Here is a 16,490-nt window from a genome sequence, read left to right on the forward strand (position 1 = left end):
AGGCCTGAGTCCGATACAATATCGACATCAGGCCTTGGTTGCCGCTTAGAAATGAGTCCAACTTTATGGGGTCACTTTACTTCAACTATTAGCCCCGGCTTTTTTCTCGGATTTTCATTTTGCTACTTTTAAGCGAACTTCTGCTCAAGGAATTTTATGATCTCAGAGGATTCGTACATCCAGGTGTCTTGGCCGTCTTTTTGAATACGTAAACAAGGCACTTTTACTGCACCACCGCCGCTTAATAAAGCAGCACGATGCTCTGACCCTTCTTTTGCATTGCGCTTTTGCATGGGTAAGTTTAAACGATGTAAAGCTCGGCGTGTTTTCACGCAAAATGGACACGCATAAAATTGGTAAAGCGCATAGTGACTTATTTCTGCTTCTACCTTTGCTTGCTCTTGGGGACTACGTTTTTGCTTACGGGGGCGGGTGATTAAATCCACTAAAATAATCAATCGACCTAACGCTTCACGGATAAACTTAACAATAAACTTCATTTCTAGCACTTAACCTCGTTGAACAATGAGGGCATTATAATCATTATCTGCTTTGAATGTGAGGCAATAATGATAACAAAACATTTCTTAATTTTTATGCTGGCAAGCCAGCTAAATTATATTGAATATCGTCAACAGGCCGTAGGCACCGATTGCCACAAAAACTAACGCCGCTAAGGCGCGTGTTAGAGCAAATGGGATCCGCTGCATTAAGTAATTACCCGCAAATACCACAGGTACATTGGCCAACAACATACCCAAAGTGGTGCCTAAGGTAACCCACAACAAAGATTGATACTGAGCGGCTAACAACACAGTGGCGATTTGGGTTTTATCACCAATTTCGGCAATGAAGAATAGAACTAAAGACACCACAAACGCACCGTATTTGTCTAAGGTGGTATTAGGAGCGTCATCTTTATCTGGGATCAATAACCACAAGCCTACCGTGATAAAACTAACATTGATAAGAACAATGCCTAATTCGCTGGTTAGAAATTGGCTGAGCCAATCACCAAACCAAGCTGATACACCATGATTTAAAATGGTTGCCAATAAAATCCCTGCAATAATTTGCCAAGGTTTCTGTAAACGCGTCACAAGTAGCAACGAGAGCAGCTGGGTTTTATCGCCCATTTCGGCGAGGGTAACGGTAAGTGTTGAGGTAAAAAAGGCGTCCATTTAGATTCTCGAGCGGGATACTTAACCAAAGGCAAATAGCCGCCTCCCGCATTTGGGGCGCTATTTACCTTAGGTCTTGCCGATACTAATGCACACTCATAAATGATTGCGTTAGTACGAAACTGCCATAAGCCGTGAGGGCTCAAGTATGTTGACAGTCTCACTCATAATACTTGAGCGGGCTACTCCCCTAAGACGAAAGCAATGTACCGAAACAAGATAAATTATTCAAGCATTAATGACGCAAAAACGCTGTTTTTTGATCCTAATGAAAAACCCTGTTGATGCAGCCAGTGCATGGCTTATTTTGGACGAGGAAATACGGCGATAGTCGCTATTGCTCAAGGGTAAAGCGTTTAATTTGGGCGTGTTCCTTACCCACAACAAATACAAGATGAGAGCGATTATTGGCTCTTACCCATTTTTCAATTTCTATCAATGTTTCGTCAATCTCAAGCGCACTCAGTTCCCATTCCTGGGCAAGAATAATATTCGCCCAGGGCGCGCCGTCGAGTTTGCGTATTTGCGTTTTTAGACTATTGAATACTTTCTCGATGTCACTTTATCAATCGTACCAACGATCTCCGTGATAAAAATATTTCCATCTAGGATCGAGCTTAAAACACATGGAAAAAGCATATTTATCCTGTAGACGTTAGGCTTGGCACTGATGGCAGAAAAAATAACGAATATAATAGTTGAACAGGCACATAATCGCGTACTTGTTGTTTCAAAAGCAAGGTAATTTGGAAGGCCGGGGCGTCTAATCCTGGGCTAGATATTAAGCCAGTGGCACCCTTTTTTAAGGTGACACTGGTCGCAATGTTGCTACGGGAGGTGCGTCGGTATAAATATGGCTTTACGCGCTCCTAGTGGCAAGCGCGGGGGGAATATTTGCGGCCTTCTTGGCGGGGCCATAAACAGCTACCTGGCCCACTAACCAAAGCGCTAACATGCCAAGAGGAATATAATACCAGGCGATAGGGGTAAGACTAAATGCGTCGACCAGCACTATGTTCAACCCCACCGTTAATAGAGCCCCTAGTAACACCCCTGCGGTGCTGATCAATAAGTTTTCAAGCATGAAATAGCGCACAATGGCGTGTTGACTTGCCCCGAGTGCCCGACGTGTACCAATCTGTTTTTTACGCTGATTGACACTGAAACTAACCAGTCCGACAATGCCCAAACCAGTGACAATTATTAAGATCACCATGACGGTAATAAGAATACGGATCATGGCGCTGTTGTCGCGATAGGCGCGCAGGCGGGTTTCGTCAATACTGCGCAGGTCTTTAACGATCCGCCCTGGGTTACTTTTTGCCAAGACGCTCTCGACTTGGGTCATGATGCGATCGCGCTCACCAGGCTCAGTACGAATGAAATAACGACTGGATTTTGCATCGCGTATCTCAGGGGTTAACATCACGTTTTCCACGTTATCCCAGCCCACCCAAGGTGCCTGTAGTTTATCAATAATACCAGTGATAATCATGGGCTCGATATCATTGATGTATACCGTTTTACCCACAGCCGCTAAGCCATCATTGGGAAATAACCTATTTGCCATCGCCAGCGTAATAATGGTTTTATCTGGCCAATGGGTTTGGCTAGACGTGCGCACTTGAATATCAGTTGGCGAGAAGTTTTCACCTGCCACTAGCGCTACATCCAGCGCGTTCAAAGCGTGTTCATCCACCATATACACGGCAGTACCTGTACCATCAAACTCTGCGCCTGGCTCGGTTTGCAGTCCCATCGACCAACCACTTCCACTCAGTGGCACTGCATTGATCTGTATAGCGTCAACCACACCGTTTAGGGAGCGAATGAGGTTTAAATCTTGTTGTGTGCTCACAAGACCATTGAAATCATGACTAAAGCCGACGCTGGATATGAAAAAACTGTTTGCTTCGTCAATCCCGCTCGGACGTTGCATTTTTTCACTGCGCTGGACAATGATATAAATCGCGTTAACCACAATAGTCATGGTAAATGCAATTTGCAGGGCAATAAGCATAGCGCCGACCTTGTTGCGCAGCAATGTTCTAAAAATAGGACCTATTTCCCAGTTTTCAGCAAAAAATGAGGGAGTGCTTGAATGTGTCACAGGGCTATCCTTATTGGCTTTTAAGCTGACTAGCAGGGGCAATATTACATGCGCGCCACGTTGGGTATAAACCGGCACACACACTGGCGAGCAATGACAATAACAGTGCGAGCGTAATCATGGTGGTGTCTAAACTGGCGAGATCGTTCATTACGTCGCCATACAACTGGCGTATTCCCACTAATCCTAGAAACGCCAAGCCTAATCCCAGGATCCCTCCCGCAATACCCACCGCGGCGGTTTCAATCGTGTATTGAAAAAAGAGATCACCCTTGGTTGCACCAACGGCTCTGCGCAGGCCAATTTCAGCGGATTTTGCACTAAATTTAGCCATTTGTAGGCCAATCGTGTTAAGTAAGCAAACGAGTAAAAACATAAATGACAGCCACATCATGATCTGCGCATCGTCGGCAACGACTTTTTGATCGTCCATCCATTGCATAACATTGAGCAATTGATTGTTTAAGGGGCGAGGGAAGCGGCCCAGTTCTTTTTGGTCGTTCACGTAGTTATTCAAAAACGCCATATACGCCCGTTTGTCTTGCAGCGTTGGCAGCTCGACCCACATTTGAAAGTTAATACATTCGGATTGTAAGAAGGCGGAAAATCCCTCACCGTCAGGGGTTTTCCAGCAATTCGTGTTGCCCCAGTTAGGCAGTTCCAATTCTTGTTTTAAATAAAATGGCATAAAGAGCGCTTCTGGTTCGTCAAATGCGCCATTGTTCACATCATAAAATTTGGGTAAGGGTTGCCAGCTCGCCAATACGCCGATGACCCGAAATGATTTTCCGTCTATGATAATGCTCTTGCCAACGGAGTTTTGCCCGGCAAACACCTTGTCGTTAATGTCTTTACTGAGTACGACCACCATCTGTCTATCATCGTCTGCTTTTTGATCCCAGGCGTTACCGTATTTAAACGGTACGTTAAACATGGGGAAAAAATCCTTAAACGCTAAGCGTATTGATGCTTCAAAAGGGCTGATATCGCCATTGCTTGGCTCAATAATGGCCCCAGATTTCGCCATGGCGCTCTGGCGATAGGCTTTGTTCGCGGACATCAGATTTGTGGCTTCTGTCCACGTTAGTTGATTAGGGGGGGTGTTTGGCTCATCGTTAAACCCCCTGTTTGGATCCCAACTATCCACTTGGACATAAAATAACTGCCCGCTTTTAGTGGGTATGGGATCCGCTGACATCAAGTAATTGACGGTGATTGTGGTCATACTTGCACCAATTCCTAACGCAATAGCAGCCACCATCAACCCCGTTAAAATGGGATTACGTTTATAGCTCTTAAACGCTAATTTGAGATAATAATGAAACATATGCTTTCCTTAACAACCTTGCGCTGAAACCGCGTTTAACGATGACAAGGGCGTAACATCGCTATTTGAGGTCGACATCGTTTTGCACCCAACGTTTTCACTGACTCTGCCATCGCGTACGTGAATATTGCGTTTGGCTTGCGCGGCCAGCTCGGTGTCGTGCGTCACCATGATGATGGTCGTGCCCCTGGCATTGATTTCTTTGAGTAACGTCATCACGCTTTGCGCCATGTTGCTGTCTAGATTGCCAGTTGGCTCATCTGCCAGCAGAAAACGTGGCTCACCCGCCAATGCACGTGCAATGGCTACGCGCTGTTGTTGACCGCCGGATAACTGCGCGGGTAGATGCTTTATGCGTTTAGCGAGCCCGACCATTTCAAGGCTTTGTTCAATGCGTTTCTTACGTTCTTGGCGATTAAAGCCGCGATAACGTAGAGGCACATCCACATTGTCGAATAAATTTAAGTCTGGTATCAAATTAAAGCTTTGAAAAATAAAGCCAATTTTTTGATTACGTAAACGACTTCTGGCGGCATCGTTTTGATTGCTAATGTCTACACCGTCAAGTTCATATCGACCTTCTTCGAACGTTTCCAGTAGCCCCGCGATATTTAAAAAGGTGGTTTTCCCCGAGCCAGACGGACCTGTTACTGCCACAAAATCGCCCTCATTAACCTGTAAATTAAATTCACGTAGTGCGTGGGTTTCAATTGAATCGGTGCGATATATTTTCTTAATGTCGGTCATATTTAGCATGATATTTCCCTAAAATTAGCTGCGATGCGTAACGTCTTAATTCATCAGCATGGAGTGTGGTCATATGGCGCATCTGCGCTGGGGCGTATTTATTCCTGTGTACTACTGGGTAATGAGTACTGTTTGGGCGCCATTGAACTGTTCAATGCTTGATATAATCACCTGCTGATCCGCAGATAAACCAGAGATGACCTCAACATTTGCAAGGCTGCGTGCGCCGGTAATAATATCGGTGCGCTTGGCCATGTTCCCTTCAATTACATAAGCGATGCGGCCGGCGCCACTTTCTAAGAATTGCCCACGGGACAGCATTAGCACATCAGAGTGTTTTTCCATCAAAATACGCGTGCTAAGGCGCTGATTCTGACGCAACCCTTCAGGTTGCGTTAGCAATTCACCTCGTTCGTTCTTATCGATAAAACGTACTCGACCTATCACTTGGTTGTTCGCAATTTCAGGTGAAATGGTCACTAAGGTAGCCTGATGTTCACTGCCATTAATATTGACAATGGCTGGCATATTGATGGCTAAATCATCTGCATAACTCTCGGGTATATCGACTTCAAGCTCAAACTCAGACAAGTCCACTACGCTCAGGATCGCTTGATTTTTTGCCACTTGGTTTTTCTGCGCGACAGCCAGATTACCGACAACGCCGCTGACCGGCGAGCGAATATCGAGCTCGTCTACCTTGCGTGACAAATCACTGACCAAGAGTGCTTGGCGTTTTACTAACAGTTGCTTTGATTGCACTTCGAAAGACAGGCTTTCTTTGCTCAAATCGGCATCTTGTTGGGCATGCCTAAATACTAATTTTGCGTTTTCTAAATTATCCTGGGCTTCTTCAAAGTCTATCTGGCTGATGGATTGGGTGTTAATCGCTTTATCTGCTCGGCGTTTTTCACGTTGTGCTGCGATTAATGATACTTGGGCGAGATCCGCCGCTTTTTGGTTTTCTAAAGCTTGTTTTTTCGATTGAATTCGTTGGCGGTCAAGCTCCATTTTTAATTTTTGTAAGCTTGATTCTTCTTGCTGTAATTCATTGGTAAGTTCTGGGCTATCGACACTGGCCAACACCTGATCTTTACGCACATTGTCGCCAGCATCCACCAGTAGGTTTATAGTGCCTTGCGCCGGACTGTATAAGCGGGGGCTAACGGCCGCAACCACGCGACCTTGTACCGTCAAGTCACGAACAAGATCGCCGCGTAGCACTTTGCCTAAATGTATACGTTGTGCTGATACGCTTATATCAGATGCTTGCCAACTGTTTATCGTAGGTGCCAATACACAATACAGGGCAATCATACCGGCGATACCGGTTGCTACGATCCAATAGGGTTTATGGGATGGCTTTCTATTTATCGTTATATCTTGTGCGCTGGTATCTGCTATACCGTTAGTGGTCGTGTGCCCAGTGATTGGCGTGTCCATTTTCGTTCCCGATTGAATAAGTGTTTATCAGGGAATAAGTCGAAGGGATAACGGGAAAGGTTTAAATTAGGTAGATTTAATTTAAGGCGTAGCACCAAAAATCGACAAATTGGTCATTAACTATAGGTAAAGCTAGCGTGCAAATATAGGGGAGCTAGTACGGCTGGGTATTAACTTAGATAAGCACTGGGCACCATGAATATGTGTTAACTGAAGATTAAAATGAGATCGCCAAGGGCATTATAGCGATGTTAGCGTTGTTAAGTTAAAAGGGAAGTGCCAATTACGCGTTATTGTCCCTCAGGAAATGCCATTGCGTAGTTGTTCTTACCCGTCCTTTTCACTTCATACATGCTGGCATCTGCCATTCGTAGTAACTCTTCACGATCGATACTGTGTAAAGGCGCGCATGCGATACCAATGCTCGCACCTATTTGTACCGTTTTGCCGTTGCTGATGGGGATAACTTCGCATAGCGAGGCTAGCAAGGCGTCGGCTGTTTCACTTAAAGCAGGGTCTGCTGGTCCTATATTACGTAGAGCGACGATAAACTCATCGCCACCACGGCGTCCGATTAAATCGGTGGATCTTCGCACTGCTTTTTTCATACGCTGGGCACAAACCACGAGAACCTGATCTCCTGCATCATGACCATGTCGGTCATTGATTTGCTTGAAACCATCTAGATCGATACAAAATACACTTAAGCTTGATGAGTTTGCAACGCTTTCGTTGATGAAGTGATCTATGGAAGCATCGCTTGATGCGCGGTTTTTTAGACCCGTTAGCGCATCGTGTTCAGCCTGATATCGTACCGCTGTTTCTGCACTTTTGCGCTCGGTAATATCATACATGACTCCCTCTGTTGTGCCCTCATGTAATAACTTTTGGCTAGCGGTAGTATCAGTTACATCGTGCACTGATATTAAGCAGTGAACCCAGCGCCGTTTATCATCTTTTTGTAACAGCTCTAAATCGCCCGATACGGTTTCTGACGTGCGTGCCGACTCTCGGATCATGGCGCGGACTTGTTCAGGCTGCCCAAACACGCGTTCAATAAAATTATCGCGAGAAAATTGACGCATATTTGAAAGAGGCAAACCGAGTACCTTCGATACCGTCGGATTACTGTTAATCAACCAGCCTTTCTCGTTAAGTACAAAAATACCGGCGCTACTTGAATCAAAAATTTGTCGGTATTGTGCTTCCATCTTTTCTATTTCTTCACGTAATTCTCGTTCTCTATTTAAGATCATTGCGTTGGAGTCGAGTAGGGTATTGGTAACATTAATCAGTGTACTAATTTCATCATTGTGGTTAAACCTTGGCGTGTCCAGGAGTCCAGTGCTGCCAGGGGGCAGTGCTTTAAGTTGTGTAGCCAGTTGTATAATAGGACTTGAAACCAGCAGGGCTACAACACCATAAAGTAGCATAGCTACTAGCGCCGCTTGCCCTATCATCATTGCAGCTAAGGTCTTTGCCTCTGCTTTTGCAATGGTGGCAATGCGTGCTTCATCAGCATAAATACGCAGCACTCCCAACTGCTCAGTTTCATCAAAAGGGGAAACTAACGGTTGTTCGATTTGCATATTTTCACTAACACTTATATTTGAAGCGCTAGATGCCTCTACCCGCGGGTTTTGCGCTAAGGTTTCACCGTTAGCTAACTGAACTTGTACCATGGCAACTAATGAATTGCGAACCAGACCGTCAACGACTTCACGAAGTAAAACTGGATCGACAGCGTAAGCCCCTATGGCTACGGTCTTTTCTACTGCTTGCGCAAGATCTTTCAATGTTGCGCGGCTAGTCCTCACCGCTTGGTCTTGCCCTAGGTGATAAGCTAAACCGCCAGCAGCAATAGAAAAAAATGTTGCCCCCAAAATGATTATTAACAGAAGTCGACCTTGAAGCCCTCTGAAACGTCTAGTGGGTTCGGTCAAGGCTACTCCTTTATTACCAGTATCGTGCGTAATGACGGGTTAGTCGGGGGCTGACTAAGCCAGCCAAGAGCACTGGGATTGCGTTCTACGATATTAATCATCGCTAGTTCATCTGGCAAAGGTTGTGGTGGCATGCTCTGTCCAGAAAACATTAGGCGCGACCAGTAGCTGTTTACCTTAGCTGGAGCCCAGCCAGTTAAGGACAGGTAAAAAGCGGCACGTTTAGGATCATCACGGGGAAGATCAAAAATTAGCGCAAAATCGCCGTTTGAAAATGCCCGGCTGCGACCCATAAAGAGGTTAACTGCTTCTTTTTTAGTGATAAACGCTTGAGGGTTATCGGACTGCACGACAACATAAAAATCGGCCTGTACCTGACATGCGAACATAGCCGCCACGGAAAACATTAAGGTTCGCAAACCCTTACTCATAAGCCGGCTCAAAATACAAAGTCCAGTAGAAGGCTGGTGACATCGGCACGACCGCCGGGTTCTAATGTTGAGTTCGCCCATAATCTGGCGCCATTAGCTTCGATTTTAAAATGTTCCCATTGCACTTTGAGTGCCATATCGGAGCGAAAATCCCAGCGCGTACCTAATGAATAACTGGTTTGTTTAGCGCCATAATTATTGCGAGCGATTGCCGCTGACGCTGCAAGTATTTGCGCTTGAAAAGCTCCGGCTGAGCCCAGTATGGGCGTTAAAGGGGTCGCCCAGTCTGGTGTTTCAATTGGTATATCGGGCGTCGTAATATGGCTAATACCAGCAAATATAGTGTAAGGCCCAATTCGTCTGCCAATTCCTGCGTACCCAGCTCGCAGATTCCCAGAGGGATGGCCTGTAACGTTAGTGACTTCCATGTTCATCACCCAGTCCTGAATTTCGTAGTTTACACCTATCGCCATGTAGAGTGAGTGATCATCTTCACCATCCATTAAATCTTGCAATTCGTGCGCCTGAGCTACCACAGATGGCACTGGAATAGCCTGTATGCCTTCTAAGGCAGCGATTAGCGGCTTTAATACATTTGGGTTTTCTGAAAGTCCCACCCATGAAAGCCCTGCTCGCAACGTTAAACCACCCGATTCACGGGTAGTGGTAAGACCATATACGGGGCTAACGACAATGCGAGAATCAAAAGCCAGATCGCCAGCATAAGATCGGCCAGCGAAAACCTTTATGCGCCATCGGCTGTCATCAAATTGTAAGTCTTTATTTATGTCAACGCCGTCCAATGTAGTTGGTAACGATCCATAAAACTCGACTGGAGGCCTAGCATAGCGATAAGCGAAACCTACATTACGATAATCTGCAAGCAAGAATGAATCTATGTTGAGTCTGCCAACTCGTATGGTCAAATCGGGTACTGGCCGATAGGCAGCAAATGCCCATTCAATAATGTCGCTCGAAGGTGCATAACTCGAACGGCGTTTGGCAACTAATTGGCTAACTAATTCGAATTGAGGGGTGATTGAATAATTTAGTTGAACACCAATACGTGAATCAATGTCTGCCCGCAAGCTTCCTTCGTTGGCGGGTTGTTCAATATGTCGTCGAAACCCCCAACCATCTGGTGCATCGGTATTGGTCAATCCAAGAGTGCCAAAACCACTGATACGTAAACTCGAACCTGCAAGCTCCGCAGACTGCACTGTATTTGAAAAGGTACTTGCCAATATTATGATGCTACATACTCCGTAGAATAACCATCTAGCAAAGTGCTTATCTTTAATCATTAAATAAGTTCCGTCGTATTGAATGCATCGTTAAAATCCATAAAAGCAGCCACCAAATATAGATATTAAGTTTAAAGCGTTACCTAATGGGTAACGTTAGGTCCTGTTTCGTTGCTTCTATTTAAGATCAAGTGTAATAATTTTGCCAGCTTTAATTGCAATATTTGTATAAAAATCAACGTGTCGAAATACTCAAACTAGCTTTGAAAACGTACCTATTTAGATCTTTCCTTGCGCCTGATGACTAAGCAACTGAGGAATTCAATATTGAAGCGATTGTAGTTAGTTGGGAGTTCGAGTAGAGATTACTTACTAAATCGCTGCTTTGACTTTACAACTAAAATTAGTCGACGCAATTGTACTTACAATCAGGGATAAAGCGGTTTTAAAATAATTGCATCTGCATTTTCTATTAAATAGATACTCAAGGTTCCTCACTACTTTTAGAGCCTTGCGATTAAACATTATGGGTATTTATTCAAGCATTTTGGGGCTTTTAAGAGGGGATAAGGTAAATGTGTTGTATTGGCCGCTTAACATAAAAAGGCCGACTTACTAGCCGGCCAGATGCTTGGTTGTACGCGTATTTTTGGCGCGATTACAATGGCACTTTTTGATGTTCACCCATTTTTTCAGGCTTAACTTTACCGCCAAAGGTGAGGTTCACGATCGCGCTGAAATCAGGGTCAGCGTGCCATACTTCGGCGTCATTTAAGTCTAAGCGCATCATTTTAAGAGATGGATCTTCTCGGCCATCTTTGTACCAAGCTGCAACGTGTTTCGACCAATATTTGTCGATTATATTGGGATCAGTTTCTTCTACTAAATTACCTGAAATGCAGGCGAAGAGTTTGTGATCTTTACTGGAAAATTGTGCCATTGCTGAACCACCAGCGGCACAACGATTGGTCTTAGTCGTGTAGAACCAAAATGCACTGTTGGCGTCTTTATCCAGTTGAGCGTACATAGGTTCACTGTGCTCTTTTGAAGCGTTTAAGCCAAGCATAACGACTGGACTATCGGCCATGGCTTTCCACATTTGTTCGCGTAATTCTTTAGACATAATGTTCTCCTATTGTAAATTGCGATCCGCTAACCCGATGATGTCAGCTAACGGCTTGATAGATGCTCAATGTGATATTTGTAAAGCAGGTGATATGCCAACCTGGGTAATTGTAATATGGTAGTAGTGAGGGACAATGCTGGTGCAGGCTTGCGCTGAATATACGTCCGGGGTCAACAGCATAATAAATACCACGGCGTGAGGTTTTTAACTTAATAGCAGAAAATATTTCACGCTCGGTATAATTTTTACCGGTTAATCAGTGAGGGGGGGGGGCGCTGGGCATATTGTTTTTAGGTTTAATTACGAGCTTAGTTCTTGGCTTTGATTGTCGTTTGATATAAAGATAAAAACCTGAGCCTACAAAAAATAACGGCAGTAAACTTAAAAACAGCCACAAAAATTTAATCGGGGGCGCCATAAAGTCACCTATATGAAATGAATATTTAAAATTCCATACACGGGTTGCTAGAGACATCTGGCTAGCATCGAAGCTATCAATTGAAGCGCCAGTATAAGGATTTGACCAACTGTAACTATATGCATGACTCTCATTCGGCATGCGCATTCTAATCTTAAGGGGGTCCTGAGACGATTGAGGTAAATACACGCGATATATTGTCGCGTCTTTAAGTCGGTCTTGTGCTGATGCAACAGCTTTGTCTAATTGGTAGTTGGCTGAATAATGCATTTTAGCTCTAGTTTGTAGGCTTTTGACATCAGTGGTTTGGGGCAGAATTACGGTCCGTGGTGTTTGTATACGAGACAACGTAATCGCCTCAACTATTTGTTGGGTAGCGTCCTTAAAGTAAAAAGCTAACCCACTAAATGCAATAAGAAATAGGGGTATTAAGCTATATACACCCAACACATTATGCAGTTGCATAAATCTAATTTTATTCTTGGCTTTCCATTTAACCTTGAGTCGTTTTAAGCGATTTTTAGGCCTGACCCAAAGATAAAATCCTAGCAGCAGTTCTATGCATAAGATTAATGAGGCAAGGGGAGGAAGTAATGCTAAGGGGTGCGCGTCGCCGTCACTGTAAAGTAACCAACGGTGCCAAGCCATCGTGAAACCATAGAAAGTCTCATCATATTGGTAGTGCAACAGAACATCACCGCTATATTGATTAATGCTTACATAGCTTTTGTCAGCAAGACGTACCTGCCATGCTCGTGATGGTGACGCGCTGTGTTCGATAAAAACAATAGCAGAGGAGGATATTTGCCGAATTCGTTTAGCTATTTCACTGACTGGTAAAGTGGCAGGCGACACAATAGGGTTATTGGGATCAGGTACAGACCAATACTGGGGATTAAGCCAAGCTTGAATGTCTTTAGCAAACACCAAAAATGCGCCTGTGATGCTCAGGTTAATCAAGAAAATAGCGCTTGCTAGCGCTAGGATAAGATGGGTTCGTCTAAGCCAAGCTTTCACATCATTCCTTTACCGATAATGCTAATTCTGTTTTGTGATACGGCCCATTCCCGTCATCTAGTTTGACCGAAATGGGCGTGGTGTTGATTAACAAGCCAAGCTTAAAACTGATAAGTGACACCCACATTGATCGTTATACCCACGCCTTTGTGGTTGTAACCGCCGTATGTGTATACTTGTGAGCGTGCTGGGTAATAGTCATTGTTAAGCAGATTTTCCACGCCCATAAACGCTTGCCATTGCTTGCCAAAGTCATAGCTGCCATTGATGTTGACTAAATGGTAGCTGTTGACGGGACCTTGATCTCCCACATATTCTCCGTCAATTTGCTCAAAGCGCTTTCGAGAACCAACGTATAAGTAGTTAAGTGCCAATCGCGCTTCAGGTGACGGTTGCCAGTTGATGTTGAACGTGCCTTTTGGCGCGCTAATATCTTTGCCTCCCAGGTATACATCGAGTTCGGTATTTTTCCCTTCGACCCAAGAGTAGGTGGCCGATACATCAAGATTTGATTGCACTTGGTGGTTAATTGATGCTTCGTAACCATAAACTTCTTGTGGTGCACGAACGGGAAGATAGACTCCTGTGACGGCGTCATAGGAATTTGTTGTACCGAGTTCAGAAGTGCTGCGATAGGCAGCAAATTCGAAACGTGTTGCATCGAATTCAGATGTAAAACCGATTTCGTAGTTGTCGATAATGGACGCTTCAGTGCGAATAAGTGCTATGTCTGTTACGGTTGCTGTGCGTAAAAGGCGGCCAGTATCAGAAATATCTGCGCCTTGGGAATAACTGATAAAGGGACTAAAGGCATCGCTGATGTTGTAGCGTACAGCTACATTGTAGGTAGTCGCTATGTAATTTAGGGTATCGCCGACGACATCGAAGGCAACAGAACATTGATCCGCTGTGAGACATAAGCGCAAGGTACTAAAATCATCTACCTTTAAATCGATATTTTCGTGGCGAACTCCAGCTTTAAGAATAATATCGTCATGTAGAATCCATTTGGCTTGTACGAAACCTGCGATGTTATCCATGTCCATTTCAGGCACCCACACGCGGCCATCGACCATTGGCTGAGACGTGACATCATTTAGGGCGTCAATGCCATAAATCAACGTGGTTTCTATATCTTGCCACGTGAATTGGCTATTAAAGGTGGCGCGAAGACCTTTCTTTTCTGACTCAATAATAGACTGGCCACCTTCATAACCCTGTTCGGGATTGGCTAAATTAGTTGAAAAGAAAAAGATATTTTCGATGGTTTGCGCATAAGCATCTATGGTTAGTTGGGTGTTGCTGAAAATTTCATCATCAGAGTATTTCAACATAAAGTTATGATTTTCAGGGCCTTGGGGTTCACCCACCGTCAATGCACCGTCAGGCGACTCGATTGCATAGGTTTTTATGCCTGAATTCACATTGCCAACGACATTGACCAAGTCAGTGTCTTGTTTTGATTTAAAGTAGTTATAAGTGATTTGTAACGCTTTTTCGTCATCGAACTGGTAGCCCAATTTGCTGAAATAATTTTGTGTATTGGTATCAGACAAGCCATAGGTCAGGCCAAGAATATCGCCTTGTGCATCTCGTTGAACGCCATTTGCCTCATAGCTTGCGTTTAGAACATAACTGAATTTATCTAGCTTACCATTTAGACCTGCATCAATGCGTGAGCCTAGGGTGTCGTCAAACTTAACAGCACTAAAACGAGACGACATAGTAACGTGTCCGGCGATTGTTTTATCAGTGGCTGCTTTTTTTGTAATGTAGTTAATAATGCCACCAGCAGCGCCATTACCATACACAGAGGTAGCGCCTTTGATTACTTCTATCCGCTCTATGGTACTGGCATCTAAGCTGCGTACACCCAAAGAGCCATTTCGTAGGGGAGTCGATTGCGGTACGCCGTCAATCATCACTAAAGGAGCACGGCCTCGCAAGGTTTGTCCGGAATTGCTGGAAGTACCAGTAGAAGGAGCAAGTCCTGGCACTAAGGTGGATAGAAGCGACTGCAACTCGCTGCTGACTTTTAATTGGTCTTGGATCTGTTGCTGCGTAATAATAACGATAGAGGCGGGGACTTCATCAATACTTTCTACAATACGACTGCCGGTAATAATCATTCTTTCCAGATCATTATTTTCTTTGAGGGTGTTACTTTCGTTGTGGGCGTTATTCTGCGCGTTAAGGCTAGTGCTGATTAGAAGGGAAAGAATTGATAAAGACGCATACTGCATGACATATCCATTTGGTGTCGATAAAAAGTGCGAGAATGGTAATGAAAATAATTATCATTTACAATTTAAAGTTGAACTTTTTTCAATTCAAGTAACATGTAAACGCGGTTGATTGTGGTATTAGCGACAGAGCAATGTGCTGTTTGAAGTAATAATGGCGGTGATTTCGACTCGTTGGCTCAAGGAATGCGGCTACACCGCAGACGCTAAATGTTGTATTATCAGCCTCCAATTTTGCGTAGAACGATTAATAATAATGCTTAAACTATTCTCTTTGACGGCAGCAAACATGCGGCCAACACCTATCTTACGTGCCGCTTTATTCGGGCTAACTTCAACTGTTTTTTTAGCCGGTTGTGCCACTGGTCAAGCTGATGCTGCTAAGGTAATAACGCATGCTATAAAGACTGACAATCCCAGCCAAACTGTTAGCGTGATTTATCCGTCAACTGATCTGCAAGACGCCGTTGATAAAGCCAACACGTTAGAACCTAAATCGACACTGGTGGTATTTGATATCGACGATACATTACTTACCGCGACTGAATTTTTTGGCAGCGATAAGTGGTATGACTGGCAACGGGGCAGAGCGCTCGACCAACAAGGTGTGTTGGTTGATACTACCGACAGCGAGAAAGTTAACTGCTTGTTTGATGTATTAGGTATGGTGTTTGAAATGGCGGTTAATAAGCCTACGCAACCAAATATGGCGGATATAGTTGATAGTGTGAATAACGATGTGGTTATTCTAACTGCCCGTTCAGGCGCTTATAGAGCGGCTACAATGCGCGAACTTGCGCGTAATCAATTAAATTTTAAGCAAAAATCATTGACGCCTGCTGGTACTGGATACCACTATGATTACACCTTGGGCGGTCGAACCGCACAGGTAAGTTATGTGGATGGTGTGTTTATGGTTCAAGGCATGGATAAAGGCATAATGCTGTTAGATCTGCTTAAGCGCAGCGAGCATGAATATGCATCTGTGATATTCGTGGATGATAAGCAACATAACCTAGACAATATGGCTAAGGCCCTGAAAACCGCTAACATCGATTTTTATGGTTATCACTACAATCGCATATCAAAGGCGGTTTCTAAGACTGATGTAGCAAATGCAAGTGCCGCCAATTCCGCTTTAACACAGTTGTTAGAAGGGTACTTTACTGATCGCGCCGAGCTTATTAGTCAAGGTCAATGTGATTATTAATAGTTTAGGCGTACGTCAGCATTATTCTTAAGCTTGAGCGCTAACTTCTA

At 44.3% G+C, this 16,490-nt stretch carries 13 protein-coding genes and 1 riboswitch; of the genes, 1 reads left to right on the forward strand and 12 read right to left on the reverse strand.

The annotated features are described in order from the left end of the window. Positions 1-128: 128 nt before the first annotated feature. From GQS54_RS16895 to GQS54_RS16950, 12 genes are all read right to left on the reverse strand, one after another. On the reverse strand, positions 129-500 hold the full coding sequence (locus GQS54_RS16895) for a glutathione S-transferase N-terminal domain-containing protein (RefSeq protein WP_166425126.1): 372 nt from the start codon (positions 498-500) through the stop codon (positions 129-131). Positions 501-611: 111 nt separating this feature from the next. After that, the gene (locus GQS54_RS16900; protein WP_166425127.1) at positions 612-1,181 is read right to left on the reverse strand and encodes a TMEM165/GDT1 family protein; all 570 of its coding nucleotides are present in this window, start codon (positions 1,179-1,181) and stop codon (positions 612-614) included. Between the two features lie 82 nt (positions 1,182-1,263). Continuing rightward, positions 1,264-1,384: riboswitch (yybP-ykoY riboswitch) on the reverse strand. A 656-nt stretch (positions 1,385-2,040) separates the two neighbouring features. Further along, a complete protein-coding gene (locus GQS54_RS16905; RefSeq protein ID WP_166425128.1) occupies positions 2,041-3,291 on the reverse strand; it encodes an FtsX-like permease family protein in 1,251 nt (416 codons plus the stop codon). 10 nt (positions 3,292-3,301) lie between these two features. Continuing rightward, complete coding sequence (locus GQS54_RS16910) at positions 3,302-4,618, reverse strand: ABC transporter permease (protein ID WP_166425129.1); 1,317 nt, start codon at positions 4,616-4,618, stop codon at positions 3,302-3,304. Positions 4,619-4,627: 9 nt separating this feature from the next. Further along, positions 4,628-5,374 carry an ABC transporter ATP-binding protein gene (locus GQS54_RS16915; RefSeq protein ID WP_240919986.1) on the reverse strand — a complete coding sequence of 249 codons (747 nt, stop codon included), beginning with the start codon at positions 5,372-5,374 and terminating at the stop codon, positions 4,628-4,630. A gap of 102 nt (positions 5,375-5,476) precedes the next feature. After that, positions 5,477-6,808: an HlyD family efflux transporter periplasmic adaptor subunit gene (locus GQS54_RS16920; protein ID WP_166425130.1), complete on the reverse strand. Its 1,332-nt coding sequence runs from the start codon at positions 6,806-6,808 to the stop codon at positions 5,477-5,479. 290 nt (positions 6,809-7,098) lie between these two features. After that, positions 7,099-8,751 (reverse strand): sensor domain-containing diguanylate cyclase, encoded by a 1,653-nt coding sequence (locus GQS54_RS16925; protein ID WP_166425131.1) that lies wholly within the window; start codon positions 8,749-8,751, stop codon positions 7,099-7,101. A 2-nt stretch (positions 8,752-8,753) separates the two neighbouring features. Next, complete coding sequence (locus GQS54_RS16930) at positions 8,754-9,182, reverse strand: hypothetical protein (protein ID WP_166425132.1); 429 nt, start codon at positions 9,180-9,182, stop codon at positions 8,754-8,756. Positions 9,183-9,190: 8 nt separating this feature from the next. Beyond that, entirely contained in the window at positions 9,191-10,486 is a 1,296-nt protein-coding gene (locus GQS54_RS16935; RefSeq protein ID WP_166425133.1) for a hypothetical protein, read from the reverse strand. Between the two features lie 598 nt (positions 10,487-11,084). Beyond that, on the reverse strand, positions 11,085-11,549 hold the full coding sequence (locus GQS54_RS16940) for a pyridoxamine 5'-phosphate oxidase family protein (RefSeq protein WP_166425134.1): 465 nt from the start codon (positions 11,547-11,549) through the stop codon (positions 11,085-11,087). A gap of 259 nt (positions 11,550-11,808) precedes the next feature. Beyond that, a complete protein-coding gene (locus GQS54_RS16945; RefSeq protein ID WP_166425135.1) occupies positions 11,809-12,987 on the reverse strand; it encodes a PepSY-associated TM helix domain-containing protein in 1,179 nt (392 codons plus the stop codon). Positions 12,988-13,088: 101 nt separating this feature from the next. Next, entirely contained in the window at positions 13,089-15,230 is a 2,142-nt protein-coding gene (locus GQS54_RS16950; protein ID WP_166425136.1) for a TonB-dependent receptor, read from the reverse strand. Between the two features lie 256 nt (positions 15,231-15,486). Here GQS54_RS16950 and GQS54_RS16955 point away from each other — a divergent pair, with 256 nt between their 5' ends. Further along, on the forward strand, positions 15,487-16,440 hold the full coding sequence (locus tag GQS54_RS16955; RefSeq protein ID WP_166425137.1) for a DUF2608 domain-containing protein: 954 nt from the start codon (positions 15,487-15,489) through the stop codon (positions 16,438-16,440). Positions 16,441-16,490: the final 50 nt, after the last annotated feature.

Source organism: Paraglaciecola sp. 20A4, from assembly GCF_011378905.1.
GTDB lineage: Bacteria > Pseudomonadota > Gammaproteobacteria > Enterobacterales > Alteromonadaceae > Paraglaciecola.

Excerpts from the sequence above, each read along its gene's own strand:
- GQS54_RS16910 (WP_166425129.1), bottom strand. The coding sequence starts at position 4,618 with ATGTTTCATTATTATCTCAAATTAGCGTTTAAGAGCTATAAACGTAAT.
- GQS54_RS16940 (WP_166425134.1), bottom strand. The coding sequence starts at position 11,549 with ATGTCTAAAGAATTACGCGAACAAATGTGGAAAGCCATGGCCGATAGT.
- GQS54_RS16930 (WP_166425132.1), bottom strand. The coding sequence starts at position 9,182 with ATGAGTAAGGGTTTGCGAACCTTAATGTTTTCCGTGGCGGCTATGTTC.
- GQS54_RS16955 (WP_166425137.1), top strand. The coding sequence starts at position 15,487 with ATGCTTAAACTATTCTCTTTGACGGCAGCAAACATGCGGCCAACACCT.
- GQS54_RS16895 (WP_166425126.1), bottom strand. The coding sequence starts at position 500 with ATGAAGTTTATTGTTAAGTTTATCCGTGAAGCGTTAGGTCGATTGATT.
- GQS54_RS16915 (WP_240919986.1), bottom strand. The coding sequence starts at position 5,374 with ATGCTAAATATGACCGACATTAAGAAAATATATCGCACCGATTCAATT.
- GQS54_RS16935 (WP_166425133.1), bottom strand. The coding sequence starts at position 10,486 with ATGATTAAAGATAAGCACTTTGCTAGATGGTTATTCTACGGAGTATGT.
- GQS54_RS16950 (WP_166425136.1), bottom strand. The coding sequence starts at position 15,230 with ATGCAGTATGCGTCTTTATCAATTCTTTCCCTTCTAATCAGCACTAGC.
- GQS54_RS16900 (WP_166425127.1), bottom strand. The coding sequence starts at position 1,181 with ATGGACGCCTTTTTTACCTCAACACTTACCGTTACCCTCGCCGAAATG.
- GQS54_RS16920 (WP_166425130.1), bottom strand. The coding sequence starts at position 6,808 with ATGGACACGCCAATCACTGGGCACACGACCACTAACGGTATAGCAGAT.